We start from the raw sequence: 23,391 nt of genomic DNA, 5'->3' as shown, positions 1-23,391 counted from the left end.
AATGATCCATGTGGCAGCGGTGATTCTGACCGACGAGGCGGGAAAGATCCTGATCTGTAAGCGGGGCGAGGGCGGCAGCTGCGCCTTTTTGTGGGAATTCCCCGGCGGCAAGGTGGAGGAGGGCGAAAGCGCCGAGCAGGCCGCGGTGCGGGAATGCAAGGAGGAGCTGGGGCTGGACATCACCCTGGGGCCCGCCTATGCCTCGCTGGACTACTCCTACCCGGATAAGGACATCCACTTTACCTTCTTCAACGGCCGGGTGACCGGCGGCGAGATGGAGGTGCGGGTGCACGAGGAGGCCTGCTGGGTGGCCCCCGCCGAGATGAAGGACTACAACTTCTGCCCGGCGGATGTGGCGCTGGTGGAGCGTCTGGCCTGGGAGCGGCAGATCGAGCTGCCGGTGATGCCCGCCATGGCGGCCAGCCTGATCGGCGCGCTGAACGAGCAGGGCTTTGAGGCCTGGGCGGTGGGCGGCTGCGTGCGCGACAGCCTGCTGGGCAAGGACCCCAAGGACTGGGATCTGTGCACCAGCGCCCGGCCGGACCAGGTGAAGGAGTGCTTCGCCGGTACTTATAAGGTATTGGAGACCGGCATCCAGCACGGCACCGTGACCGTGCTGGCGGGCACCGAGACCTACGAGATCACCACCTACCGGGCGGAAGGCGACTATGAGGACCACCGCCACCCCGAGGAAGTCACCTTTGTAAACAGTCTGGAGGAGGACCTGGCCCGCCGGGACTTCACCATCAACGCCATGGCCATGGGGCCGGACGGCACCGTCATCGACCCCTTCGGCGGTCAGGGCGATTTGAAGAACGGCGTGCTGCGCTGCGTGGGCGATCCGGCCCAGCGCTTTGGCGAGGACGCACTGCGCATCCTGCGGCTGCTGCGGTTTGCCTCGGTGCTGGGCTTCGACATTGAGGAGGAGACCCTGGCCGCGGCCCACGCCAAAAAGTCGCTGCTGCGCTGGGTGAGCGGCGAGCGGATGGCCCGGGAGATGACCCAGCTGCTCTGCGGCAAGGCGGCCCACCGGGTGGCGGCGGAAAACGGCGAGGTTCTGGCCTACGTGATGCCGGAGATCGAGCCGGCCCTCACCTTCACCCAGAAGCGGGGCGGCGCCGAGCAGAACCTGTGGCAGCACGCGGCCGACACCCTGGCCTACGCGCCGGACATTCCGGAGGTGCGCTGGGCCATGCTGCTGCGGGACATCGGCAAGCCCTGGTGCCGCGAGACCCTGAAGGAGGGCGACAGCACTTTTGAGGGCCACGCCGAGGTGAGCGCCCAACTGGCCGACTGCATCATGCGCCGGTTGAAGGTGGACCGGAACAGCCGGGAGACCGTGTGCCAGCTGATCCGGTTCCACGGCATCCGTCCCGCCACCGGCGACGTGAGCGTGCGCCGCTGGCTGAATCTGCTGGGCCCCCGTCAGGTGAACAGCCTGGTGCACATCTGGTGGGCGGACGTTTCCTCTCACCACGCCAAGGGCGAAAATCTGAAGGCCTTTGAAAAGACCCTGGCGGATACCATCAAGAACGCGGGCTGCTACGCCACCGACCAGCTGGCCGTCACCGGCGGCAACCTGCTCACCGCAGGGCTGGCCAAGCCCGGCCCCAGCATGAGCAACATGCTGGACTGGCTGCTTCACGAGGTGGTGGAGGGCCGGGTGGAGAACACCCGCGAGGCCCTGCTGGCCAAAGCCCGGGAGTGGCAGGAATAAGTTTTTTCATAGCGAAGCACCGGCAGGCCCTGCGGCCTGCCAGTTTTCTGCATTTTCTCCAAAGAATTGCCAAAACCGGTTGACAATTTCCTTTTAATGCAATAGGATAAACACAAACAGACGGATTCTGGCAAAGGAGGCGGCAGAGATGCAAAAAAACAAGGTGGCGGCTTTTCTCAAGGCCTACGCGGTGGTAAATGCGGTGTGCGGCGTGCTGCTGGTGCTGTTCGTGATGATCGCGCTGAGCCCGTTTCTTTCGGTGCTGGTCTTTTTCTCCACGGCGCTGGCCAGCGGGCTGATCTATGCAGTGGGCGAGATCGTGGACCTGCTGGAGGAGATCCGGTGGAACACCCGGCCCAAGGAACCGCCCGCACCGGTGCCCGAGCCGCAGCCGGAGCCGGAACAGCTGCCCGCTGCCCCGGCCCAGCCGGAGCCGGAACCCGAGCCCGAACCCGAACCGGAGCTGCCGCCCACCGATGCCTTCAGCAGCGAGGATAAGCAAGCGCTGCTGGCACTGTGCGGCCTACCCACCGCCCGCGGGATGCTGGACCAGGCGCGGGCCCTCTGCGCCGGAAAGCAAAAGCTGGTGGGGCAGGAGGAGTTCTTCCGGCGGCTGGAGCAGCTGGCGGCGCTGGAGGAGGACCACGGCAACATGAGCGTGGGCGCCTGCAAGGAGCTGGAAGCCTGGCTTTCCGGCCTGCGGGAGACCTGCTGAGCGGAAGGGAAAACGTCCCGCTGCACATAAAAAACGAGCGAGAACGCCCGGCCCCGGAACAAAAACCGGGGCCGGGTCTTTGATTTGTTGCACAAAATCGCAAAAATCGGCAAAAAAGCGCCCCGGGATGGGGCGGGGGGGTATTGTGCGGGGAGCGAAATGCGGCTATACTAGTCAATGCTGCCGCCCGGCGCAGGTATTTGCGGGCGGCGGGATGGGGAAGGAGAGAGTTATTTTATGATGCACGAGCTGCTGCATGCCCTGGAGCATGCCTTTGAAGACAGCATTCCCATGCTGCCCTTTTTGTATCTTGCATATCTGTTGATTGAATACATCGAGCGGTTCCACGGCAGCCGCATTGAAAAAGCCCTGGAGGGCGGCGGACACTGGGGCTTTGTGCCCGGCGCGGTGCTGGGCTGTGTGCCCCAGTGCGGCTTTTCCGCCATGGCCGCCAACTTCTACGGCAGCCGGGTCATCAGCCTGGGCACCCTGCTGGCGGTGTTCCTGGCCACCAGCGACGAGGCCATCCCCATGCTGCTGGCCGTGCCGGACCAGTGGCCCCGGCTGGCGCTGCTCATCGCCGTGAAGATCGGCGTGGCGCTGCTGGCGGGCCTGGTGCTGGACGTGCTGCTGGTGCGTTTCCTGCCTCGCTCGCTGCGGGGCGGCTACACCGGTCACGCCGACGAAGTGGACTGCCACGAGCATCACGCCGAGCGCCAGAGCATTTTTATCTCGGCGCTGTGGCATACCTTCATTATTTTTCTGTATATCCTGGGCTTCAGCTTTGCCATCGGCTTCGTGATGGAGCTGGTGGGCGAGGAGGTCTTCACCACTTTCCTGGCGAACCTGGGCGTGTTCCAGCCCATCTTCGCGGCCCTCATCGGCCTGGTGCCCAACTGCGCGGCCAGCGTGCTGCTGACCCAGCTGTATCTGGGCGGCTCCATCAGCTTCGGCGCGGCGGTGGCGGGTTTGTGCAGCGGCGCGGGCGTGGGCCTGGTGGTGCTGTGCCAGGCCAACAAAAGCTGGAAGCAGAACCTGTTCATCATCGGTTTGCTCTGGGGCGCGGGCGCGGTGACCGGCATGGCGCTGCAGCTGCTGGGCGTTTAAGAGATTTTGCAAAATCCCTCGGACTTTGTGTGGTCCGGGGGATTTTTTGCTGCTTTACAACTGCATGGAAACAAACCAGTTTGCCCCCCGCTTTGGGCGTTTTTATTGTTTAATTTGCACAATCGCGTATTTTGCCCGCTGCCGATTGTTCCGGCCCGGCGGCTGCGCTATAATGAGGCTAGAACCGACCGGAATTTTTCCAACAGGAAGGAGAGTATTTCATATGATTATCAAGAATGGTCATATTTTCACCGATCAGGGCCGCTTCATGCAGGCCGACATCAAGCTGGAGGGCGACCGCATCGTGGAGATCGCCCCCGCCGGTACTCTGGAGGGCGACGAGGTCATCGACGCCACCGGTAAGTACGTTACCCCCGGCTTTGTGGACATCCACATCCACGGCGCTGCCGGCAGCGATTTCTGCGACGCCACCACCGAGGACGTGGTGAAGATCAGCCGCTACGAGGGCAGCCAGGGCGTTACCACCTTCCTGGGCACCACCATGGCCTTCGACGAGGAGATCCTCACCAATGTGTTCGAGGCTGCCAAGCCCCGCTTCTACCAGGACGGCGAGGGCGCCGTGCTGCGCGGCGTGAACATGGAAGGCCCCTTCTTCAACAAGGCCAAGAAGGGCGCTCAGGCCGAGAAGTACATCATCGACCCCGATTTCGATATGTTCCAGCGCCTGTATGAGAAGTCCGGCAAGAACATCCGTCTGGTGGACGTTTCCCCCGAGCTGCCCGGCGCGCTGTACTTCATCCGCAAGGCCAGCAAGATGTGCACCGTGTCCATTGCCCACACCTGCGCCACCTACGAGGAGGCCAAGGCCGGCTTCGCCGCGGGCGCTACCCACACCACCCACCTGTTCAACGCCATGCCCGCCTTCACCCACCGCGCTCCCGGCGTTGTGGGCGCGGCTGCCGATGATGCCGCTCATGTGGAGATCATCAGCGACGGCATCCACCTGCATCCCGCTGTGGTGCGCGCCGTCTTCGCCATGTTCGGCAACGACCGCGTCTGCCTGATCAGCGACAGCATGCGTGCCGCCGGCATGCCCAACGGCGAGTACAGCCTGGGCGGCCAGAAGGTATTCATGAACGACGGCAAGGCCACCCTGGAGGATGGCACCATCGCGGGCAGCGCTACCTGCCTGGCCGAGTGCTTCCGCCGCGCCGTGAAGTTCGGCGTGCCCCTGGAGACCGCTCTGAAGGCCGCCACCATCAACCCCGCCAAGGCCGTCAACCTGTTTGACGAGGTGGGCAGCATCACCACCGGCAAGCGCGCCGACGTGCTGATCCTGAACAAGGAGACCCTGCAGCCCGAGACCATCTTCATCGGCGGCGTAAAGCAGTAATTTTTGCAAACACGAAGGCCCGGTCCTCATTGGGGACCGGGCCTTTTTGCTGTTATAAAAAGAAAACCGCCCTTTGCGCAAAGGGCGGTTTTGTCTTGTTCAAAAGCTGGGCGGGGTGACGGCGAACACGGCCCGGAACTCCTCGTCGGAATCGTTCACCCACCGGTGGGGTGTGGCGGGCGGAATCTGCACCGAGTCTCCGGCGGCCAGCCGGTATACGCTGCCCCGCAGATGAAGGTCCACCTGGCCGCTGATCACATAGGCCACCTCCTCGCCGGTGTGTTCCCGGTCGATGTCCGAAGAGGCGGTGTGGGCGGGGATCTCCATCAGGCAGAACTCGATGGCGCAGTCCGCGGTGGGGGTGAGCAGCTTGTACAGAACCTCCTCGCCGGGATGGCCGATGATCCGGTTCTCGCCCCGGCGCACGATCAGCCGCTCGGCGGGGGGCTCCTCCTTGAAAAAGCGGAACAGAGGTACCCGCAGCGCCTGGGCGATGTTCTTTAAGGTATTGATGGAGGGGTTCACCGCGCCGTTTTCGATCTGGCTCAGCATCGAGGCACTCAGCTCCACCCGGGCGGCCAGCTCCCGCAGGCTCAGCCCGCTCTGCTTGCGGAACTGCTGCACCTTCAGGCCAATATTCAGCTCTTCGTCCATGCTGGATTCCCCTCCGTTCTGATGGTAACAGAACTGATTATACCACAAACCCGCCCGGGGGAAAAGCCGGCAAAAATTCCAGGCCGGAACTGTTGCCAAGTATACTTGGCGGTACTATAATAAAGGCATGCAAAGTAAACTTGGCAAACTTGTTGGGAGGGACGCAGCATGAACAAGGACGAAATTTTAGCGAAAAGCCGTGCGGAAAATAAAAACCAGGACGTATACGCATTGGAGGTCCTGAAAAAGGCGAGCAAAAACGCGGTCGTGGTTCAGATGGCGCTGGCGGCGGTCTTTTTTGTGGCCCAGCTCCTTGCCGGGGAGGGCATCAACTGGGGGCTGTGGGCAATCGTGTACAGCGGGAACATGACGGTCTGCTGGGTGAAATATCGGGAGCTTCGCCGCAGCCGCGAGCTGATGCTGGCGGCCGCCTATACCCTGCTGGTGGCGGTCATGTCCGGGTATCACCTCTATCAGCTGCTGGCAGTGTCCGTGCAGGGGTAAGGCGGTGGCAGGAATGGAGGATAAGCTGGTACTGAAAAACCGCCTGAAAGAAGCCCGCGCTGAGTTGAAACTGTCCCAAAGCCAGCTGGCGGAGATGGTGGGCGTGTCCCGGAACACCATCAGCTCCATTGAGACCGGTCAGTTCAACCCCACCGCAAAGCTGGCGCTGGTGCTCTGCATCGCGCTGGACAAAAAGTTCGAGGAGCTGTTTTACTTTTAAAACCAAAATCAAAAAGGGCGCTGCTTGCAAGCAGTGCCCTTTTTGTTGAATCAGTTCACGGAAAAGCGGCTCAGTCCAGAACGGTGGCCAGGTACTGGTCCCAGATTTCGGCGGGCACCAGACGGCCGCCGGTGGCCCAGGCGATCTGCACACTGTTGTTCAGCACCTGTTCGGTCAGGTCATGGGCGGCGCAGTAATCCCGGCTGCCGGGCAAAGTCAGCAGGCCCCGGGGACCCGCGAAGGCCGCGCAGCTGGAGGGCTCGATCCGCTTGCCCTCGCTGGAATCCAGCAGGCGCAGGTAGTCGTAGAGCTTGGCGTCCGATACCGTGAAGTCGCCGCTGACCAGATTGCTCAGGACGCGGGTCACGAAGCTGGAGGGGCTGGCACAGGCCAGACCGTCGGCGTGGGTGCGGCCGGAAAGACCGAAGTGGCGCACATTGGCCTTCTCATACTGCTTGGTGGCGATGCCCAGCAGCACCGAGGGGCAGAGGGTGGGCTCCACCAAAAAGCAGTGTACATTATTTTTAAACAGACGCTTCAGCCCGTAGGTGATGCCGCCGGGCGCGCCGCCCACGCCGGTGGGCAGATAAACGATCAGGGGATGCTCCGCGTCCACCACGATGCCCCGGGCGTCCAGCTGCTTTTTCAGGCGGCGGGCCGCCACTGCGTAGCCCAGGAACAGGTCCACGGATTTTTCATCGTCCACAAAATAGCTCATGGGGTCCTTTTCCGAGTTGGCGCGGCCCTCGGCCACTGCCTTGGAATAGTCGCCGCTGTATTCCAGTACCTCCACGCCGTGGCTGCGCAGCAGGTCCTTCTTCCACTGCTTGGCCTCGGCGGACATGTGCACCTTCACCCGGAAGCCCAGTGCCGCGCTCATGATGCCGATCGACATGCCCAGGTTGCCGGTGGAACCCACCTGCACGGTGTACTGACGGAAGAAGTCGCGCATCTCCTCGCTGTCCAGCTTGGCGTAATCGTCGGTGAGGGACAGTTTGCCCGCGGCGATGGCCAGGTCCTCGGCGTGCTTGAGCACCTCGTAGATGCCGCCCCGGGCCTTTACCGAGCCCGCGATGGCCAGATGGCTGTCCATCTTGAGCATCAGACGGCCGGGAATGGTGCAGTGATATTCCCGCTCCAGCGCCTGCTGCATGCGGGGAATGTCCTCCAGGGGAGATTCGATCAGCCCGCCGGTGGGCTCGGTCTCCGGAAAGCGGCGGCGGATGAAGGGCGCAAACCGGGCCAGCCGGGCCTCGGCGTCGTCAATGGCTTCGTCCGGTACCACCAGCTGGCACAGTCCGTCGGTCACTTCCACGGGCAGATGGAGCGGGTTGATCCAGACCGTCTCTTCGGCACGGGCCACCCGGTCCAGAGCGGGGTTTGCGGCAATGGCTGCCTGTACATCGATCATATGAGTCTCTCCTGTAGGTGTTCAATAATAATAAACGGCTGTTAAGTTTTATGTTCATTATAGATAAACGGTTGTTAAATGTCAATGGGGCGGAGCAAAAAAATTTTGCCCGCTGGCTCCCGCGCGGGCAGATGGCACAGAAAATCGGCCCCCGGCGGGCAAAAGTTTGGGAACCGGGGGCCGGAAATTGGGGAAAAAGGCTTTTCAAGCGCACTTCTTTTCGCTACAATGGGAAAAGTGAGGGCAATACCGCACAATTCCAGGTGGTGGAGCGCGCCGGAAAATTTTTTGTGATATGAAGCAAAAAGCGCAGCCAATCCTTGTTGGATTGGCGAGCATTTTTGGAAAATATCGCAGAAAATTTTGGCGTGATACGCCGCCTGAACCGTTCGGTGTGAATTGTGCGGTATTGCCCAAGACATTTCCCGGCCCCCGCCGCCCGGGCGGCGGGCCGCCTTAACCAACAGGAGATACTGCCATGAACGATACTATCAAAGTACTGGCGCTGGATTTGGACGGCACCCTGACCAATACCAAAAAAGAGATCAGCCCCCGCACCCTGGAGGCGCTGCAGCGGGCAGCCGCCGCGGGCGTGCGCATCGTGCTGGCCAGCGGCCGGCCCACCGTGGGCATCTGGCCCCTGGCCCGCCAGCTGGAGCTGGAAAAGCTGGGCGGCTACATTCTGAGCTACAACGGCGGCTGCATTCTGGATTGCGCCACCGGCAAGGTGGTGGCCCAGGAGGCCTTCCCGCTGGAGCTGGTAAAGCCCGTGTGCGACGAGGCCCGTGCCGCGGGCGCGGTGGCCCTGAGCTACAACGACGAGGGTGTGGTCAGCGAGCACCCCGACGATGAGTACGTGCAGATCGAATGCACCATCAACCGCATCTCCGCCTCCCGGGTGGAGGACCTGGGCAGCTACATCGACTACGACGTGAACAAGCTGCTGGTCACCGCCGAGCCGGACCGGATGGTCCATGTGGAGGAGCGGATGCAGCAGAAGTTCGCGGGCAAGCTCTCCATTTATAAGAGCATGCCGTTCTTTCTGGAGATCATGCCTCTGGGCGTGGAGAAGGCCCAGAGCCTGCGGGCGCTGCTGACCATCCTGGGCCTGACCGAGGAAAACCTGATGGCCTGCGGCGACGGCTGGAACGATATTTCCATGATCCGGCTGGCGGGTGTGGGCATCGCCATGGGCAACGCGGTGCCCCAGGTCAAGCAGGAGGCCACCTGGGTCACCGCCGACAACGACCACGACGGCGTGGGCCTGGCGGTGGAGAAGTTCATCTTCGAAGAGGAAGTGGAGCTGCCCCCGGAGGAAGAGCCCCTGTTCTGATCAAAAAGGAGGAGAATACCATGACCACCTTCATCTGCTACGACAAATGCACCACCTGCCAGAAGGCGAAAAAGTGGCTGGACGAGCAGGGCGCTGCCTACACCGCCCGCCCCATCAAAGAGGAAAACCCCACCGCCGCCGAGCTGGCTGCCTGGCAGGCCCAAAGCGGCCTGCCGGTGAAAAAGTTCGTGAACACCAGCGGCCTGCTGTACAAGTCCATGGGCCTGAAGGACAAGCTGCCCGCCATGACCGACGCAGAGGTTTTTGACCTGCTGGCCACCGACGGCATGCTGGTCAAGCGGCCGATTCTGATTACCGACAAGGGCGTGTTCCCCGGCTTCAAGGCTGAGGAGTGGGCAAAGCTGCTGTAATACTTTAAAAAAGAAAAAACCGTGGAGCCGGTCCTTTTCCGGATTCCACGGTTTTTTTGTTTGCGGTCATTGGCGGGGGCGGGCCTGGTATTCCCGGAGCCGCCGGTCGTAGCGCCTGCCCCGCACCCGGCTGAACCGCTCATACAAGGCCAGCACCGCACCCTCTGCCAGCAGCAGGGCGGCAAAGCCCGCAAAGCCCGCCGTCAGGGGAATGCCCAGAAAGGGAATCAGCCCCGCCCAGAGGGGGAGCAGGCAGGCGGTGAAGAGCAGCAGCCGGGCGGTGGCATCGTCCAGTGCCGGGCAGGCCACGGTGACCACGGTCTCCTCCAGCGAGGGGTCGGTGTGCAGCTGGATGCGCATGGGCGCGCCCTCCTTTCGGTTCCGCGCTGCGGCGGTTGTTCCCGCTTTCAGTATAGCGGAGCGGGCCGCCGGGGAAAAGGGGAGTTTGACTGACCGGCGGATTTTGCCCCCTGACCTGCAAAAAATCGGGCTGCACCGGAAACGATGCAGTCCGCTTTTTATCCAATTATAATAGTGCCAGCAGCCGCTCCACCACAAAGACGGTCACGCAGGCGCAGGCGGCCACCGTGACAAGGCCCCGTCCGGCGAAGCCCACAGCAACCGCCACCACCAGGGCCGCAAAGGCGCTGATCGGGCTTTCGGTGGCCGAGAGGATGGCCGGGAAGGTCATGGCCGCCAGGCAGGCGTAGGGCACGTAGAACAAAAAGGACCGCAGCCGCCGGTTTTGGATCTTCTTTTGCAGCAGCGTCAGCGGCAGCATGCGGATGAGATAGGTCACACCCGCCATGACCAGCAAATACCAGAACAGACTCATGCGCTTGCCTCCTGTTTCTCCGCGGGCTCTTCATCGGTCAGGTCCACCGGGAACAGCCAGGCCCCCAGCGCGGCCGCCGCCAGCGTACTCAGAATGATGGCAAAGCCGCTGGAGATGAATTTCAGCAGCGGCACCCAGGAGATCAGGCAGCTGACGATGACCGCCGCCGCCACCACGATGCGCACGCTTTTCAGCTGGCGCATGGGCGGCACCACAATGGCCACGAACATGCTGTAGAGCGCCACGCCCAGCGCGCTGCGCACCGCCGCGTTCAAAAGACCGCTGGCCACCGCGCCGCTCACCGTGCCCAGGGTCCAGCCCAGGATGGGCAGGGTGGCAAGGCCGTACATGTAAGCCGGGGTCAGCGGGGCCTTGCGTCCCATGGCCACCGCGAAAATTTCATCCGTGTTGGCAAAGGCAATGGTCATCCGCCGCCGGGTGGTGAACTCCGGACCCAGCCGCTGGCTCAGCGAAAGGCTCATCAGCGCATAGCGCAGATTGATCACCAGCTGGGTGAGGGCCAGCTCCACCAGCGAGCCGTGGGCCAGGATCACCGTGAGCCCGGCGAACTGCCCGGCGCTGGTCAGGTTGGTCAGGCTGATGAGCCCGGCCGTCAGCGCCGAAAGCCCGCCCTTCACCGCCAGAATGCCGAAGGTGAAGCTCACCGAAAAATAACCGATGCCGATGGCAAGCCCGTCCGCAAGGCCTGCCTTGTATTCCCCTTTCATGGGGCGTTCCCCCTTTAAACAAAGTGCTGTATCACATTATACAAATAAAGTGCGGGGAAGTAAAGCGATTTTTCCCCACCTTGTCCCCGGCGGGCAAATGCCCTATAATTACAATCAGAATAAGACGAACCCGTTCATGGGGGGGGGCAACACCGCCGGGAATTGTGCGGTGCGGCCCAGGAGAAATAAAGAGGGGAATTTTGAAATATGCAGTATAAAGCAATCGTTCTAGATGTGGATGGCACTCTGGTGGCCCACGGCGAGCCCAGCGCCCGCCCGGCGGTGGCCGCGGCGGTGAAGGCGGCCCAGAAAAAGGGCGTGAAGGTGGTCATCGCCAGCGGGCGTACCAGCTTTGCTGTGGAACCCGCCATCCTGGGCGGCATCAAGCCGGATTACCTGATTTGTGCCAACGGCGCCCAGCTGCTGGACCGGCAGGGCCGTTTGCTGGCCAGCCAGGACATGACCGCCGAGGAGATGTACGCCCTGGTGGACTTCTTCGAGGATTTCGACTATCCGCTGGCCTTCTGCTTCCCGGATAAGTACTACGTGTATGTGGAATACAAACCCATGAGGGATTTTTACCAGAGCGCCACCGGCCACGGGGAGCACGTGGCGGACGGCGAGGACCAGGACCGTCACCTGGAGGGCATGCCCAGCGGGGCGTTCGCCATTCTGCCGCCGGAAAAGGTGGCGGACTTCCAGGAGCGCTACGGCTATCTGGGTCTGAAATTCGTGCCCTACCGCCCCGGCTACTACGACGTGATTCAGGCGGACGTGGACAAGGCCCGGGGCATGGAGCGGCTGATGGAGCTCACCGGCTGGAAGCCGGAGGAGCTGGTCTTTTTGGGCGACAACGACAACGACGTGGCTATGATGCAGCTGGCGGGCTGCTCCTACTGTATGGCGAACGGCTCGGAAAAGGCCAAGGCGGCCGCCAAACACATCGCCCCCGACGTGCAGGAAGAGGGCGTGCGCCAGGTGGTGGAAGAGCTGTTTTTGAAGTAAGGAGGAAATTCCATGAGCTTTGAGCCGGTGTATGGCCCCGGCAGCCGGGCGCTGATTCTGGGCAGCTGGCCCAGCCCCAAAAGCTGGGAGGAAGGCTTTTACTACGGCCACCCCCGCAACCGGTTCTGGCCGCTGCTGGCGCGGCTGTGCGGGTGCGAAACGCCCGGCACGGTGGAGGAAAAGAAAGCCCTGATTTTGACCCACGGCCTGGCCCTCTGGGACGTGCTGGAAAGCTGCACCATCGAGGGCGCGCAGGATGCCACCATCAAAGACCCGGTGCCGGTGGATTTGAAGCGTGTGCTGGATTCTTCGCCCATCGAGTCGGTGTTCTGCAACGGGGCGGCGGCGTATACGCTGTACGGCCGGTTTCTGCAGCCGGTGAGCGGCATTCCCGCCGTAAAGCTGCCCAGCACCAGCCCGGCCAACGCGGCCTGGAGCCCGGACAGGCTGGCTGCCGCCTGGGGCGCGGCCCTGGGGCAATTTCTGGGATGAATGGGGCGGAAAATACTTTCTTTCACTAAAGAGGTTTTACACCCTGTTCATTGATTTTTGCGGGGCCGGTTGGTATCATAAAAGAATAAAGATACAGCACGCTTTTGGCGCGGTGTTGGAGGTAGTAAAGTATGAGCAAATGGATCGAGGTGCGCCGCAAGTCGGTGCTGCCCTGGTATTTCGCCGGGCTTGTCTGGCTGGTGGGCGCGCTGGCGTTGCCTATCTATCAGCTGTGGGCCCTGGCGGTGGTCGCGGTGCTTTCGGTGGTGGGCTTTGCCGCCGCCCGGCGCATCTGCCCGGATGTGGTCACCCGCAAGGAGGTGCCCTTCATGACCGGCCAGGAGGATGCCGACCAGATGCTGGCCCTCATCGACGCAAAGCGCAAGGAGCTGCACGAGCTGAACGTGCGCATCGAGGACGAACCCTTGAGCGCCGCCATGGACCGGATGGAAAAGGCCTGCCTCGGCATTCTGAACGAGGTGGAGCAACACCCGGAAAAGGCCGCCCAGGTGCGGCGGTTCGCCAATTACTATGTACAGGACGCGGTGAAGATCCTCACCCTTTACGCCGAGCTGGAAGAGAAGGGCGTGCAGGGCGAGAACGCGGCCGGGGTGCGGGCCGAGGTTGCCCAGAACGCCCAGACCATCGCCACCGCTTTTGAAAATCAGTTGGACAGCCTGTTCGCAAGGGATGCACTGGACATCAGCACCGATCTGGAAGTGCTGAACGGCATGCTGAAGGGCCAGGGCCTTGTGGACTGACAGGCAACCCCACACCGAGCCGATTGGCGTAACTGGTGTGGCATTGCCATAAAAGAAAGGAAGCAATCAAGATGGACGACAACAAGATGACCCCCGAACTGAATTTCGACAGCTTTGACGCCACCGCCATGCCCAGCCTCACGCTGGAGGTGGAGCAGCCCAAGGAGGAAGCGAAACCCGAACCCGCTCCCGCGCCGGACCCGCTGGCCGAGGAAGCCGCCAAGCTGAGCCCCGAGGAGCAGAAGATGGTGGAGGACTTCGCCAACAAGATCGACGTGACCAACAGCCAGATGGTGCTGCAGTACGGCGCGGCCACCCAGAAAAAGGTGGGCGACTTCAGCGAAGCTGCTCTGGATAAAGTCCGCACCAAGGACCTGGGCGAGGTGGGCGAAGCCCTGGCAAGCCTGGTGGGCGAGCTGAAAAACTTCGACGCCGAGGAAGAGGAGTCCAAGGGCATCTTCGGCTTCTTCAAGAAGGCGGGCAACAACATCGAGCAGATGAAGACCAAGTACGCCAAGGCCGAAACCAACGTGGAGCGCATCGAAGCCATGCTGGAGGCCCATCAGGTGCAGCTGCTCAAGGACATCGCCCTCATGGACAAGATGTACCAGATGAACATGCTCTACTTTAAAGAGCTGACCATGTACATTCTGGCCGGCAAGAAGAAGCTGGCCCAGGTGCGGGCAAACGAGCTGCAGCAGGCCATGGACAAGGCCAAGGCCAGCGGCCTGCCCGAGGACGCCCAGGCCGCCCGCGACCTGTCCGATATGTGCGACCGGTTCGAGAAAAAGCTGTATGACCTGCAGCTCACCCGTACCATCTCCATCCAGATGGGTCCCCAGATCCGTCTCTTGCAGAACAACGACACCATGATGGCGGAGAAGATCCAGACCAGCATCGTGAACACCATCCCCCTGTGGAAGAGCCAGATGGTGCTGGCGCTGGGCCTGGCCCATTCCCGTCAGGCCATCGACGCCCAGCGCGCCGTGAGCGACATGACCAACGAACTGCTGAAAAAGAACGCCGCCGCCCTCAAGCAGGGCACCATCGACACGGCCAAGGAGTCCGAGCGGGGCATCGTGGACATCGAGACCCTGCAGCAGACCAACAAGAGCCTGATCGAGACCCTGGACGAGCTGGCCAAGATCCAGACCGAGGGCAAGCAGAAGCGCGCCGCCGCCGAGCAGGAGCTGGGCCGCATCGAGGGCGAGCTGAAACAAAAGCTGATGGAGTTGCACTAACAGATGAAACAATTGGCAAAGCTGGAACAAAACCTGCCCGCCGTGTTCAAAAAGACCGGCGTGCCCCAGGCCGCAGCCCTTTTGCTGCTGGCGGTGAGCGTATTCGGCATCGGCGGGGCCAAGCTGGCCGGGTATTACAGCGATACCATGGCGGGCTTTAACAGCGGCAAATACAGCATCACCGCCGACCTGGACCAGCGGGTGAGCGCCGCCGCCAACGTGGTGACGGTGGCAAAGAAGATCGGCGGTGTGGACCAGACTCTGCTCGCCGCCGCCGAGGAGGCGGTGAACGCGCTGAGTGAGCCCATGGGCCCGGCGGATACCTACGCGGCCAACGAGACGCTGGACGCGGCGGTGGAGGCGCTGTACGACGCGGCCCTGCCCCTGGCGAGCGCGGACCAGAAGGACCTGCTCGGTGAGCAGCATTCCGAGTTCATGAGCCGGGGCACCATCCTGCGCAACAGCTCATATAACGAAGAGGCCGAGCAGTTCAACAAGGACCGAAACGCCTTCCCGGCCAGCCTGATCGGCGCGCTGTGGGGCGTGGACGAAGCGGAGTATTTTGCATGAAACAGGCAATCAAACGGCGGCTGACCGGCCTTGTGCTGTCGGCCATTTTGCTGGCCGCGCTGGCCCTCCCGGCCTTCGCGGCCGACATTCCCGCCGCACCCAGCGGCCACTCGGTGCTGGACCAGGCGGGCGTACTCAGTGAGGAGACCATCAACACAGTGGATGGCTACAACAACGCCCTTTCCTCCACCGGGGCCGAGATCGGCGTGCTCACGGTGGACTTCACCGGGAACTTGAGCATCGACGATTACGCCCTGCAGGTGTTCAACAAATGGGGCATCGGCGACAAGAAAAAGCAAAACGGCGTGCTGTTTTTGCTGGTGACCGGCGATCAGAACGCGTACTGTACCATTGGCACCGGCCTGGAGGGCGAGATCACCTACAGCCGAATCAAGCAGTTGCTGGAGGATTATGCCCGTGACGGGGTGAAAAGCGGCAACTATGACGATGCGGTGGTCCAGTTCACCGGTGCGATGTACAGCGAGCTATGCAGTCTGTACGGCATCACCCCGGGCGAGGGGCAGCCTCAGCCGAAGCCGGTGGAGCAGGACGACAGCGATTTGTCCGGCGTGCTGCTGATGCTGCTGATCGCGGCGGTGCTGATTATTCTTATCATCGGCACGAGCGGCCGCGGCGGCGGACGGGGCGGCCCGGGCGGCGGCGGTGGAGGCCGCGGCCGTGACGTGGTGTTCTGGCCCCTGTTCCTGGGCGGCTGGGGACGGCCCCGCTATTATCACCGGCCCTACCACCGGCCCCCGCCGGGCGATTTCGGAGGCGGCTTCGGCGGCCCCGGCGGCTTTGGCGGAGGCGGCTTCGGCGGCGGTGGTTTTGGCGGCGGAGGCGGAGGCTTCGGCGGCTTCGGGGGCGGCGGCTCCCGCGGTGGTGGTGCCGGTTTGGACTAAAACCAGCAAAGGCCGGAATCTGTGTGAGGAGAATCAAAAAGATGAAGAAGACGATAATGCGGCTTGCGGCAGCCGTATTAGCGGCTGTGCTGTTGTCGCCGGTGGCGTTTGCGGCCAACAAAGTGCCCAAAGCGCCCACCCGCAACTATACGCTGGACGGCGCGGAGGTGCTGAAAAAGAGCACCATCCGGAAGGTGGACGGCTACAACGAAGAACTTGCGGAAACAGGCGCGGAAATCGCGGTGCTCACGGTGGACTCCACCGAAGAGCGTGCGATCGACAGCTATGCCTATGATGTGTTCGATACCTGGGGTGTGGGCGATTCCGAAAAGGACAACGGAGTGCTTTTCGTGCTGGCGATCTCGGATGCGGACTATTATTGTGTGATGGGCGATGGACTGGCGGACCAGTTCAGCCGCAAGGAGCTGCAAAAGCTGCTGGATAAATACGCCGAGCCAAGCTTTGCCAAGGGCGATTACGACAAATGCGTTCTGCGCTTTACCGAAGAAATGTGCGACGAGCTGAAGGAGCTGTATGCACCTGAGGCCGGGAGTACGTCGAATTCGACGGGCGGGTCCTCTGTAGTAGCTGCGGTCAGCCAGTCGGAAGCGGCAGTGAGCGATTCCTCTGCGGCAACCACGGCAAGCCAGCCGGAGAGCCAGCCGCAAATGGATTCAGTCAGTCAGCCTGCGGAAAGTCTGGTGACTGGTGTGGTTTCGGTGCCCTCCGCGTCCGAGCCTGAAAAATCGTCCGGCGGGATGAGCACAGGCATGCTGATGGGCGTGCTGCTGGGACTTATCCTGTTTTTGGTGTTGATGGTCCGGGCGCTGTTCTGGTCGCTCGGGGCATCCCATGGCCGGTCCGGCGGGCCTGCCCTTCGCACACCGCCCCCGGCAGAGCAGACGCCTCGCGCCACAGCGGAGGAACGGACCCCCTCCAAGGAAATAAAGACCGTGCGGGTGGGAACGCAGACGCGCAGCCCGTTCCACGGCGGTCAGTCCGGAAAAAAGAAGTGGGGCCAAAATCCCTTTGATGACCATCCCGGCGGCGCAGGCCGGCGGAAATAACGGAACAAAAGCGCTCGTGCTTTGGCGAAAACGCCGGGGCACGGGCGCTTTTTTGCGTCCGGCGGGCGGGGGAAAAGAGAATTTTCAAATTTTGGTTGACAGCTGTCTACCTGTCTGCTATGCTAAAGGTAGACAAGAGACTACCTTTTTTGAGGGAGGGAACAAGCATGAACGTGGAACTGTCTGCCGGGGAGTGGAAGCTGATGAATCAGCTGTGGCAAAACGCCCCCCGTACCATCACCCAGCTGGTGGCCGACCTGGCCGATGATACCGGCTGGTCCAAGCACACCGTCATCACCATGCTCAACCGGCTGGAGGCCAAGGGCGCGGTGCGCCACGAGGAGGGCGGCCGGGCCAAAGAGTATTACCCGGCGGTGGAAAAGGCCGGGGTGGCCCTGCGGGAGACCGAGAGCCTTTTGGACCGCATCTACGGCGGCAGTCTGGGCCTGTTGGTCAACGCCTTTGTGGAGCAGAAGGGCATCAGCGAAAGCGAACGCACCCAGCTGCTGAAAATTCTGGAAGAGGCCCCCGGCGAAAAAGGAGAGTGATCGTATGATCGAACTGCTCATTACCTCCAGTCTGCTGATTCTGGCCGTGCTGGCGGCGCGGGCGCTGCTGGCCGGGCGCATCAGCCGCCGGATGCAGTACGCCCTGTGGGGCCTTGTGCTGCTGCGGCTGCTGCTGCCGGTCAGCCTGCCCCAGAGCCGGGCCAGCGTGCTGAACGCTTTTCCGAATACCGCGCAGGTCAGCCTGACCCGCCCGGAAGAGTTTTCCGGCGAGACACTGCCCGTCCCGGTGGACACTGAGACGCAGACAAGCACCGCCGAAACCGCCATAACTGGCGAGATGCAGGCGGGCCTTTCCGAAATTACAAACAACGCCGCATCCGGCGCACAGCACCCGGAATGGTCGTTGAATCCGGCGGCGCTGCTGCCTGTGTTCTGGGCGGCGGGCGCGCTGCTCACCGGCGGGGCGCTGCTTTGGGCGAACCTTCGGTTTGCGCTGCGGCTGTGGCGGGAACGCTGCCAGCTGGACCTTGCCCCCGAAGCCACCGGCGGTGTGCCGGTTTACCTCTGCCACGATCTGGCCAGCCCCTGCCTGCACGGGCTGGTCCATCCGGCCATCTATCTGAACCCGGCGGCGCTGGAAAGCCGGGAGCGGCTGGAATTTGTGCTGGCCCATGAGAAGGCCCACCACCGCCACAGGGACCACATCTGGGGTGCGCTGCGCTGCCTGGTGCTGGCGGTGTACTGGTTCGACCCGCTGGTCTGGTGGGCGGCGGCAGTCTCCAAACGGGACTGCGAGCTGGCCTGCGACGAGGCGGTCACTGCCGCCATGGAAGAGGCCCGGCGGCGGGACTACGGCCGCTGCCTGTTGGAGCTGATCCCCCGGCACGCGCCGGGCACCGCGCTGCTGGCCGCCACCTCCATGAGCGGCACCGCCCGTTCCATGCAGCAGCGGCTGAAGGCCATCGTGACCGCGAAAAAGCCCCGCCGCGCCGCCATTGCTCTGACGCTGGCGGGCGCGGTGCTGCTCACCGCCTGCACCTTCACCGGGGCCAGCGAGAAGACCGTTACCGGCGCCCGGGACTATCTGACCGAGGGCGAGACCGAGTGGAAGCTCTGCGCCTTGGGCGACGAGAGCCGGATGCAGGAGCTTCTGGTGGTGCGGGCCCCGGCCCCGGAGGGCGAGACCCTTGCCCAGGGCCAGGAATATGTGAAGGTCTATTACTGGGACAGCGCCGCCGAAAGACAGGAAAACTATCTGCAATTTGCCGGGCCGGTGGCCAATGGTTCGTTGGAGGCCACCTGGAGCGACGAGACGCTTGACCCGGATGAGGAGTCCGGGGTGGTGCGGGTGCAGCCGTACCAGGGCAGCGAGGACCCGGCCGGTATCCGAACGCTGGATGTGGTGCTTCTGGCACCCGACGGTACCCAACTGCAGTTCAATCTGAACCGGGATGCGCCGCTGACCCTCATCAAGACCCGCAAAGTTGAGAACGAAGAATCGTCCGAATCCATGCAGATGGCGTGGGAGCTGATGGACCTGAACACCGAGCTGAAGGATAGCATCCATCAGGAGGGCGACGCCATCCGCTTTACCCTTCCGGCAGGGCTGAAGGACCGGCCGGAGCACTGGCGGCTGGCACTGGTCTGGACACCCACCGGAGAAATCGAGGAAATGGAGATCACCGAGGGTGTGCCGGAGCCGTTCGCCAGCGGCGAATGGGAGCCGGGGCAGGAATATGACATCCCGCTGGATGCCCTGCCCACCGGTAACGAGGGAACCGCCGCGCTGCGCCTGTTGATCGAGGAGGACGATGTGGCCCCGCTGGTTCGCATCGAACTGACCGATTATCTGCGCCTGACCGCGCCGCTCTTCTCCACACAGAGTGAGGAGGAAACCCCCACCGGCGACGCACTGGTGGAGTATCAGGCGGCGATGACCGCCCTTTCCGAAACCGTTCGGTGGGACCCGGACACCCGGGATTTCACCGTGACCATTCCCGAAACCGCCGCCCCCGGCGAGTGGAAGCTGGAGCTGAGCCAGCGGGATCGGGAGCGGGGCAGCTGGGTCACCCGGTCCGCTCTGCTGCCGGATGCGGAACCCCAGCCGGGCGAAACGATTACTCTCAAGGGCGCGGACCTGCCGGAAGGCGGCCACTACCGGCTGAACGCCACCAATACCCTGTGGAACACCACCCTGTCGGTGGAATTTGAGTAAAGGCAATGCCGCACAATTCCCGGTGGCGTATCGCGCCGGAAAAGTTTGGCGCGATACGCCGCCTGAGCCGTGAAATGTGAAGGATGCGGTGTTGCCGAAAGAAAGAGGGGAACAAGATGGAACTGCTCATTACCTCCAGCCTGCTGATTCTGGCCGTGCTGGCGACGCGGGCGCTGCTGGCCGGGCGCATCAGCCGCCGGATGCAGTATGCCCTGTGGGGGCTGGTGCTGCTGCGGCTGCTGCTGCCGGTGAGCCTGCCCCAGAGCCGGGCCAGCGTGCTGAACGCTTTGCCCGATACCGCGCAGGTCAGCCTGATGGCTTCGGCACAGCCGGAGCGGGGCGAAGCACTGCCCGCCCCGGTGGATACGGTTATGCAAAATGAAACCGATACCGCCCCGGAAACGGACCTTGCCCAGCCCGCCGAAACCGGCGGCACCCAGGTGGGCCTTTCCGGCGGCGGTTCGGATACCGCTGCACTCGCCCCACAGCACCCGGAATGGTCGCTGAACCCGGCGGCGCTGCTGCCGGTCATCTGGGCGGTGGGCGCGCTGCTCACCGGCGGGGCGCTGCTCTGGGCAAACCTGCGGTTTGCGCTGCGGCTGCGCCGGTCCCGCCGCTTGCTGGAAATCGACCCGGCGGCCACCGGCGGGCGGACGGTCTACCTCTGCGAGGACCTGGCCAGCCCCTGCCTGCACGGTCTGGTCCATCCGGCCATCTATCTGAACCCGGCGGCGCTGCAAAGCCCCGACCGGCTGGAGTTCGTGCTGGCCCACGAAACCACCCACTACCGCCACAGGGACCACATCTGGGGCGCGCTGCGCTGCTTTGTACTGGCGGCGTACTGGTTCGACCCGCTGGTCTGGTGGGCGGCGGCGGTCTCCAAACGGGACTGTGAGCTGGCCTGCGACGAGGCGGTCACCCTGTCCATGGAAGAAGCCCGGCGGCGGGACTACGGCCGCTGCCTGGTGGAGCTGATCCCCCGGCGCGCGCCGGGCACGGCGCTGCTGGCCGCCACCTCCATGAGCGGCACCGCTCATTCCATGCAGCAGCGGTTAAAGGCCATTGTCACCGCGAAAAAGCCCCGGCGAGCCGCCATCGGCCTGACGCTGGCGGGCGTGGTGCTGCTCACCGCCTGCACCTTCACCGGGGCGAGGGAAAAGACCATCGCCAGCGCCGACGAGCTGATCGGCGAGGGGGAAACCGTGCGCCGCCGGGTGAGCTGGCAGCAGGAGAGCGGCACCCAGGAGATCATTCTGGTGCAGGCCAGCGCGGCCCCCGAGGGCGAGAGCCTGCGGGACGGTCAGGGCTGGTTCAAGCTCTATTACTGGAACAGCAGCCGGGGAAACACCGCCGAAAACACCCTGTACTACGAGGGGCGGCTGTCCTACCGGCAGCCCATTCAGGTGATCGCCCAATTTGCGGACGGCAGCATGGGAGACTACGCCCGCCCCACCGCTGACGACACCGTGCAGCTGCTGGAGGTGCATCTCTACCAGTCGAACGGCGACTCGGTCTGGTACGACTGGCGGAGCGGCGAGCTCTCGGCACAGCCGGAGGAGCCCCCCGAATACAATGCCCCGGAGTCTGCCGTCGAGTCGATACAGGACGATGTGCTGCAGCAGCTGGTGGGCAGCCTGCAGTCGGCGGAGGGCGGCATCCGGTTCACCATCCCCGTTGCCGCGGGCTGGACCGGGGAGGACTGGCATCTCACTCTCTGGCGGCTGGACGGCGGCGAGGGCGAGCCCCTCACACAGGGCCTGCCGGAGGTGTTCACCAGTCAGGACTGGCAGCCGGGCCAGAGCTATCTTGTGCCCGCCGACTGCCTGACCGACGGCCCGGTCACCCTGATTGCCCGGCTGACCAATGAGCCCGGCCAGGATGTGCTGACCGAGAACGCGTCCATCGCGGTGCATGATGTATTCTCGATGGCAACCGGCATCTACGGCGACCAAACCGCCCACCAGACCATTCGGACCAGAACAGACGCGGAGCTGATCGCCGAATACCCGGCCTCCGAGCGGGCGGAAACCAGGCGCCAGCAGGCACTGGAGCAGCTGTGGTCCGGATGCCGCTGGCAGGGGCAGAACTTCACCTTCACCATTCCGGCGGACCTTTCCCCCAACGAGGTGGAACTGCGCTTCGGCTGGGCCAATGGAAGCACGTCCATGTTTTCCAGCATTGACTGGGGCGAGCGGGGCATCCGCCTGAAGCTGAACCGCAGCGGTGCCGACATCACCATAGTGAGCGACGAGCAGGGCCTGTTCACCGGCCAGACCTGGCAGCCGGGCGATACCATCACCGTGAACGGCGCGGGCCGGGGCAATGTTCAGCCGGTGCTTTTGCTGCGGGATAAGACCACCCGCGAGGAGCAGAAGATCTGGCTGCCCGCATCGGCCCAGCCGCTGCCCACGGTGACCGCTGTGCCCACCGAGCCGGACAGCGCCGCCCCGCAGGCGGATTATGAGTTCTATAACGTGGAACCGGCGCAGACGGAGGAATTCCAGCAGCGGCTGGATGCGCTGGTGGAGAACCTCCAGTATAGCCTGGGCGGCCCCCTCACCGTGACCATCCCCGAAACCGCCGAATCCGGCGAGTGGGAGCTGCGCCTGCTGCGCTACAACGAGAGCCGGGGCAGCTGGACCGTTACCTCTGCCGGTCTGCCGGATGCCTTCGTGAGCCAGGGCTGGCAGCCCGGCCAGCAGGCAACGGTGGACGCCGAAACCATGTCCGGGTCCAGCTGGAAGATGGAGGCAAAGAACACCGTGCTGGGCGGCTGGGTGCAGTTCCGGCTGGGCGACGCCGATGCAGCGCCCACCGACGCAGAGGCCGACCAGCAGGCGCTGGTGACTTCGATGGAGAACGTGATCAAGAGGCTGCGGGAAGACCAGACCCGGCTGGAAGAGGAGATTCAGATCAGCGCCAGCCGGGTGGAGCAGGCAGCAACCGAGCAGGAGCGGCAGGCCCGGGAGCAGGAGCTGGAGCAGCTGCGCCAGGATCTGAGTGCGGTACAGGAGTCGCTGCAGGACATGGAACAGGTGCTGGAACAGCAGAAAAACGACGCTGCCGTACAGAAGGCGGCCCGGCAAGCGAATCAGGCGGTGGCGGACGAGGCCGAGCAGCTGTATGAGGACTGGGTGGCCAGCCAGTCCACGCTCAGCCCCACGCCCACTCCCATGCCCATCGAAACGCTGAGCGGCGAGGGCTACCCCGAAGGGCCGGGTGCGCGCCCAGGGCTCGCTGGAGCTGGATGACCGTACCCAGGATCTGGTGGCTTTGCAAATTCAGCCCCCCGAGGGCGTGACTCTGGCCGAGGACGAAATCTACCTGCACCTCTACTACCGGGACAGTCAGGCCCCCAACCCGGAATTTGTGCGGGCCTTTGCCGGGAAGGTGAGCGTGTACCAGAATTTTTCCATTGACTACCGGGACGAAGAAGGCTGGCTGGTGACCCATACGACCCCGGAGGATGCGGTGTCCATGGAACTGGAAATCTGCCTGAGCGCCGAGCCGAGCGACCGCAGCACCGGCAAATGGCGGCATTACTGGGTGGACAAAAACGGAATCTCCACCAGCGAGGCCTGAGCGGGCCCGTGCTGCGAGCCCCCCCAAGTGTATACCGGCCACACCGGCCAAAGGGTGCTGATGGTTTCATCGGCACCCTTTTTTGTGCCGGTGCGCTT

At 63.4% G+C, this 23,391-nt stretch carries 25 protein-coding genes; 20 read left to right on the top strand and 5 right to left on the bottom strand.

Translation table 11 applies throughout. From position 1 onward, the window contains the following. The first annotated feature begins 1 nt into the window (after window position 1). From B5G03_RS15165 to nagA, 4 genes are all read left to right on the top strand, one after another. On the top strand, window positions 2-1,717 hold the full coding sequence (locus B5G03_RS15165) for a CCA tRNA nucleotidyltransferase (RefSeq protein WP_087182508.1): 1,716 nt from the start codon (window positions 2-4) through the stop codon (window positions 1,715-1,717). 148 nt (window positions 1,718-1,865) lie between these two features. Continuing rightward, a complete protein-coding gene (locus B5G03_RS17460; RefSeq protein ID WP_162613429.1) occupies window positions 1,866-2,432 on the top strand; it encodes a hypothetical protein in 567 nt (188 codons plus the stop codon). Window positions 2,433-2,669: 237 nt separating this feature from the next. Further along, on the top strand, window positions 2,670-3,539 hold the full coding sequence (locus tag B5G03_RS15160; protein ID WP_242962489.1) for a putative manganese transporter: 870 nt from the start codon (window positions 2,670-2,672) through the stop codon (window positions 3,537-3,539). Between the two features lie 223 nt (window positions 3,540-3,762). After that, window positions 3,763-4,893, top strand: a complete 1,131-nt coding sequence (nagA, locus tag B5G03_RS15155; RefSeq protein ID WP_087182507.1) for an N-acetylglucosamine-6-phosphate deacetylase — start codon at window positions 3,763-3,765, stop codon at window positions 4,891-4,893. 99 nt (window positions 4,894-4,992) lie between these two features. On the opposite strand, the gene B5G03_RS15150 is transcribed toward nagA, so the two are convergent. After that, the gene (locus tag B5G03_RS15150; RefSeq protein ID WP_087182506.1) at window positions 4,993-5,547 is read right to left on the bottom strand and encodes a cupin domain-containing protein; all 555 of its coding nucleotides are present in this window, start codon (window positions 5,545-5,547) and stop codon (window positions 4,993-4,995) included. A 168-nt stretch (window positions 5,548-5,715) separates the two neighbouring features. Between B5G03_RS15150 and B5G03_RS15145 the strand changes: the two genes are divergently transcribed. Beyond that, window positions 5,716-6,051: a DUF6442 family protein gene (locus B5G03_RS15145; RefSeq protein ID WP_087182505.1), complete on the top strand. Its 336-nt coding sequence runs from the start codon at window positions 5,716-5,718 to the stop codon at window positions 6,049-6,051. Between the two features lie 13 nt (window positions 6,052-6,064). Further along, on the top strand, window positions 6,065-6,271 hold the full coding sequence (locus B5G03_RS15140) for a helix-turn-helix transcriptional regulator (protein ID WP_087182504.1): 207 nt from the start codon (window positions 6,065-6,067) through the stop codon (window positions 6,269-6,271). A gap of 70 nt (window positions 6,272-6,341) precedes the next feature. Here B5G03_RS15140 and dsdA read toward each other — a convergent pair whose 3' ends face one another. Further along, on the bottom strand, window positions 6,342-7,682 hold the full coding sequence (gene dsdA / locus B5G03_RS15135) for a D-serine ammonia-lyase (RefSeq protein ID WP_087182503.1): 1,341 nt from the start codon (window positions 7,680-7,682) through the stop codon (window positions 6,342-6,344). Between the two features lie 17 nt (window positions 7,683-7,699). Here dsdA and B5G03_RS15130 point away from each other — a divergent pair, with 17 nt between their 5' ends. The 3 genes from B5G03_RS15130 (at window position 7,700) to B5G03_RS15120 (ending at window position 9,386) form a co-directional block, all read left to right on the top strand. After that, entirely contained in the window at window positions 7,700-7,981 is a 282-nt protein-coding gene (locus B5G03_RS15130) for a hypothetical protein (protein ID WP_140401721.1), read from the top strand. 179 nt (window positions 7,982-8,160) lie between these two features. Beyond that, complete coding sequence (locus B5G03_RS15125; protein ID WP_087182501.1) at window positions 8,161-9,015, top strand: Cof-type HAD-IIB family hydrolase; 855 nt, start codon at window positions 8,161-8,163, stop codon at window positions 9,013-9,015. 20 nt (window positions 9,016-9,035) lie between these two features. Next, on the top strand, window positions 9,036-9,386 hold the full coding sequence (locus tag B5G03_RS15120; protein ID WP_087182500.1) for an arsenate reductase family protein: 351 nt from the start codon (window positions 9,036-9,038) through the stop codon (window positions 9,384-9,386). 66 nt (window positions 9,387-9,452) lie between these two features. Here B5G03_RS15120 and B5G03_RS15115 read toward each other — a convergent pair whose 3' ends face one another. The 3 genes from B5G03_RS15115 to B5G03_RS15105 form a co-directional block, all read right to left on the bottom strand. Beyond that, complete coding sequence (locus B5G03_RS15115; protein ID WP_087182499.1) at window positions 9,453-9,746, bottom strand: hypothetical protein; 294 nt, start codon at window positions 9,744-9,746, stop codon at window positions 9,453-9,455. 166 nt (window positions 9,747-9,912) lie between these two features. Beyond that, the gene (locus tag B5G03_RS15110) at window positions 9,913-10,221 is read right to left on the bottom strand and encodes an AzlD domain-containing protein (RefSeq protein ID WP_058962706.1); all 309 of its coding nucleotides are present in this window, start codon (window positions 10,219-10,221) and stop codon (window positions 9,913-9,915) included. Beyond that, window positions 10,218-10,949: an AzlC family ABC transporter permease gene (locus B5G03_RS15105; protein WP_087182498.1), complete on the bottom strand. Its 732-nt coding sequence runs from the start codon at window positions 10,947-10,949 to the stop codon at window positions 10,218-10,220. The genes B5G03_RS15110 and B5G03_RS15105 overlap by 4 nt, the downstream gene beginning before the upstream one ends. A gap of 207 nt (window positions 10,950-11,156) precedes the next feature. Between B5G03_RS15105 and B5G03_RS15100 the strand changes: the two genes are divergently transcribed. From B5G03_RS15100 to B5G03_RS15050, 11 genes are all read left to right on the top strand, one after another. Further along, a complete protein-coding gene (locus tag B5G03_RS15100; RefSeq protein WP_087182497.1) occupies window positions 11,157-11,954 on the top strand; it encodes a Cof-type HAD-IIB family hydrolase in 798 nt (265 codons plus the stop codon). 12 nt (window positions 11,955-11,966) lie between these two features. Then, complete coding sequence (locus tag B5G03_RS15095; RefSeq protein WP_087182496.1) at window positions 11,967-12,446, top strand: DNA-deoxyinosine glycosylase; 480 nt, start codon at window positions 11,967-11,969, stop codon at window positions 12,444-12,446. A 131-nt stretch (window positions 12,447-12,577) separates the two neighbouring features. Then, window positions 12,578-13,207: a 5-bromo-4-chloroindolyl phosphate hydrolysis family protein gene (locus B5G03_RS15090; RefSeq protein ID WP_087182495.1), complete on the top strand. Its 630-nt coding sequence runs from the start codon at window positions 12,578-12,580 to the stop codon at window positions 13,205-13,207. A 71-nt stretch (window positions 13,208-13,278) separates the two neighbouring features. Continuing rightward, complete coding sequence (locus tag B5G03_RS15085) at window positions 13,279-14,448, top strand: toxic anion resistance protein (RefSeq protein ID WP_087182494.1); 1,170 nt, start codon at window positions 13,279-13,281, stop codon at window positions 14,446-14,448. Between the two features lie 3 nt (window positions 14,449-14,451). Beyond that, a complete protein-coding gene (locus B5G03_RS15080; protein ID WP_087182493.1) occupies window positions 14,452-15,018 on the top strand; it encodes a LemA family protein in 567 nt (188 codons plus the stop codon). Continuing rightward, a complete protein-coding gene (locus tag B5G03_RS18030; RefSeq protein WP_087182492.1) occupies window positions 15,015-15,920 on the top strand; it encodes a TPM domain-containing protein in 906 nt (301 codons plus the stop codon). Before B5G03_RS15080 ends, B5G03_RS18030 begins: the two co-directional genes overlap by 4 nt. Window positions 15,921-15,961: 41 nt before the next feature. Continuing rightward, on the top strand, window positions 15,962-16,987 hold the full coding sequence (locus B5G03_RS15070) for a TPM domain-containing protein (RefSeq protein ID WP_087182491.1): 1,026 nt from the start codon (window positions 15,962-15,964) through the stop codon (window positions 16,985-16,987). Window positions 16,988-17,154: 167 nt separating this feature from the next. Beyond that, complete coding sequence (locus tag B5G03_RS15065; protein WP_087182490.1) at window positions 17,155-17,535, top strand: BlaI/MecI/CopY family transcriptional regulator; 381 nt, start codon at window positions 17,155-17,157, stop codon at window positions 17,533-17,535. A 4-nt stretch (window positions 17,536-17,539) separates the two neighbouring features. Beyond that, a complete protein-coding gene (locus B5G03_RS15060) occupies window positions 17,540-19,711 on the top strand; it encodes a M56 family metallopeptidase (RefSeq protein WP_087182489.1) in 2,172 nt (723 codons plus the stop codon). A 116-nt stretch (window positions 19,712-19,827) separates the two neighbouring features. Then, window positions 19,828-22,962, top strand: a complete 3,135-nt coding sequence (locus B5G03_RS15055) for a M56 family metallopeptidase (RefSeq protein ID WP_162613428.1) — start codon at window positions 19,828-19,830, stop codon at window positions 22,960-22,962. After that, window positions 22,931-23,293 carry a hypothetical protein gene (locus B5G03_RS15050; protein ID WP_087182487.1) on the top strand — a complete coding sequence of 121 codons (363 nt, stop codon included), beginning with the start codon at window positions 22,931-22,933 and terminating at the stop codon, window positions 23,291-23,293. Before B5G03_RS15055 ends, B5G03_RS15050 begins: the two co-directional genes overlap by 32 nt. Window positions 23,294-23,391: the final 98 nt, after the last annotated feature.

The sequence above is a fragment of the Gemmiger sp. An50 genome, assembly GCF_002161595.1.
Lineage (GTDB): Bacteria > Bacillota > Clostridia > Oscillospirales > Ruminococcaceae > Allofournierella.
The sequence above is the reverse complement of the archived record's forward strand: the minus strand, read 5'-3'. Positions and strand labels throughout refer to the sequence as shown.

What these genes read in the sequence shown, in the direction of transcription:
- B5G03_RS15070 (WP_087182491.1), top strand. Translation starts at nt 15,962, where the DNA reads ATGAAGAAGACGATAATGCGGCTTGCGGCAGCCGTATTAGCGGCTGTG.
- B5G03_RS15060 (WP_087182489.1), top strand. Translation starts at nt 17,540, where the DNA reads ATGATCGAACTGCTCATTACCTCCAGTCTGCTGATTCTGGCCGTGCTG.
- B5G03_RS15100 (WP_087182497.1), top strand. Translation starts at nt 11,157, where the DNA reads ATGCAGTATAAAGCAATCGTTCTAGATGTGGATGGCACTCTGGTGGCC.
- B5G03_RS15115 (WP_087182499.1), bottom strand. Translation starts at nt 9,746, where the DNA reads ATGCGCATCCAGCTGCACACCGACCCCTCGCTGGAGGAGACCGTGGTC.
- B5G03_RS15120 (WP_087182500.1), top strand. Translation starts at nt 9,036, where the DNA reads ATGACCACCTTCATCTGCTACGACAAATGCACCACCTGCCAGAAGGCG.
- B5G03_RS15125 (WP_087182501.1), top strand. Translation starts at nt 8,161, where the DNA reads ATGAACGATACTATCAAAGTACTGGCGCTGGATTTGGACGGCACCCTG.
- dsdA (WP_087182503.1), bottom strand. Translation starts at nt 7,682, where the DNA reads ATGATCGATGTACAGGCAGCCATTGCCGCAAACCCCGCTCTGGACCGG.
- B5G03_RS15150 (WP_087182506.1), bottom strand. Translation starts at nt 5,547, where the DNA reads ATGGACGAAGAGCTGAATATTGGCCTGAAGGTGCAGCAGTTCCGCAAG.
- B5G03_RS15090 (WP_087182495.1), top strand. Translation starts at nt 12,578, where the DNA reads ATGAGCAAATGGATCGAGGTGCGCCGCAAGTCGGTGCTGCCCTGGTAT.
- B5G03_RS15095 (WP_087182496.1), top strand. Translation starts at nt 11,967, where the DNA reads ATGAGCTTTGAGCCGGTGTATGGCCCCGGCAGCCGGGCGCTGATTCTG.
- B5G03_RS17460 (WP_162613429.1), top strand. Translation starts at nt 1,866, where the DNA reads ATGCAAAAAAACAAGGTGGCGGCTTTTCTCAAGGCCTACGCGGTGGTA.
- B5G03_RS15105 (WP_087182498.1), bottom strand. Translation starts at nt 10,949, where the DNA reads ATGAAAGGGGAATACAAGGCAGGCCTTGCGGACGGGCTTGCCATCGGC.
- B5G03_RS18030 (WP_087182492.1), top strand. Translation starts at nt 15,015, where the DNA reads ATGAAACAGGCAATCAAACGGCGGCTGACCGGCCTTGTGCTGTCGGCC.
- B5G03_RS15065 (WP_087182490.1), top strand. Translation starts at nt 17,155, where the DNA reads ATGAACGTGGAACTGTCTGCCGGGGAGTGGAAGCTGATGAATCAGCTG.
- nagA (WP_087182507.1), top strand. Translation starts at nt 3,763, where the DNA reads ATGATTATCAAGAATGGTCATATTTTCACCGATCAGGGCCGCTTCATG.
- B5G03_RS15160 (WP_242962489.1), top strand. Translation starts at nt 2,670, where the DNA reads ATGATGCACGAGCTGCTGCATGCCCTGGAGCATGCCTTTGAAGACAGC.
- B5G03_RS15055 (WP_162613428.1), top strand. Translation starts at nt 19,828, where the DNA reads ATGGAACTGCTCATTACCTCCAGCCTGCTGATTCTGGCCGTGCTGGCG.
- B5G03_RS15080 (WP_087182493.1), top strand. Translation starts at nt 14,452, where the DNA reads ATGAAACAATTGGCAAAGCTGGAACAAAACCTGCCCGCCGTGTTCAAA.
- B5G03_RS15085 (WP_087182494.1), top strand. Translation starts at nt 13,279, where the DNA reads ATGGACGACAACAAGATGACCCCCGAACTGAATTTCGACAGCTTTGAC.
- B5G03_RS15145 (WP_087182505.1), top strand. Translation starts at nt 5,716, where the DNA reads ATGAACAAGGACGAAATTTTAGCGAAAAGCCGTGCGGAAAATAAAAAC.
- B5G03_RS15140 (WP_087182504.1), top strand. Translation starts at nt 6,065, where the DNA reads ATGGAGGATAAGCTGGTACTGAAAAACCGCCTGAAAGAAGCCCGCGCT.
- B5G03_RS15110 (WP_058962706.1), bottom strand. Translation starts at nt 10,221, where the DNA reads ATGAGTCTGTTCTGGTATTTGCTGGTCATGGCGGGTGTGACCTATCTC.
- B5G03_RS15165 (WP_087182508.1), top strand. Translation starts at nt 2, where the DNA reads ATGATCCATGTGGCAGCGGTGATTCTGACCGACGAGGCGGGAAAGATC.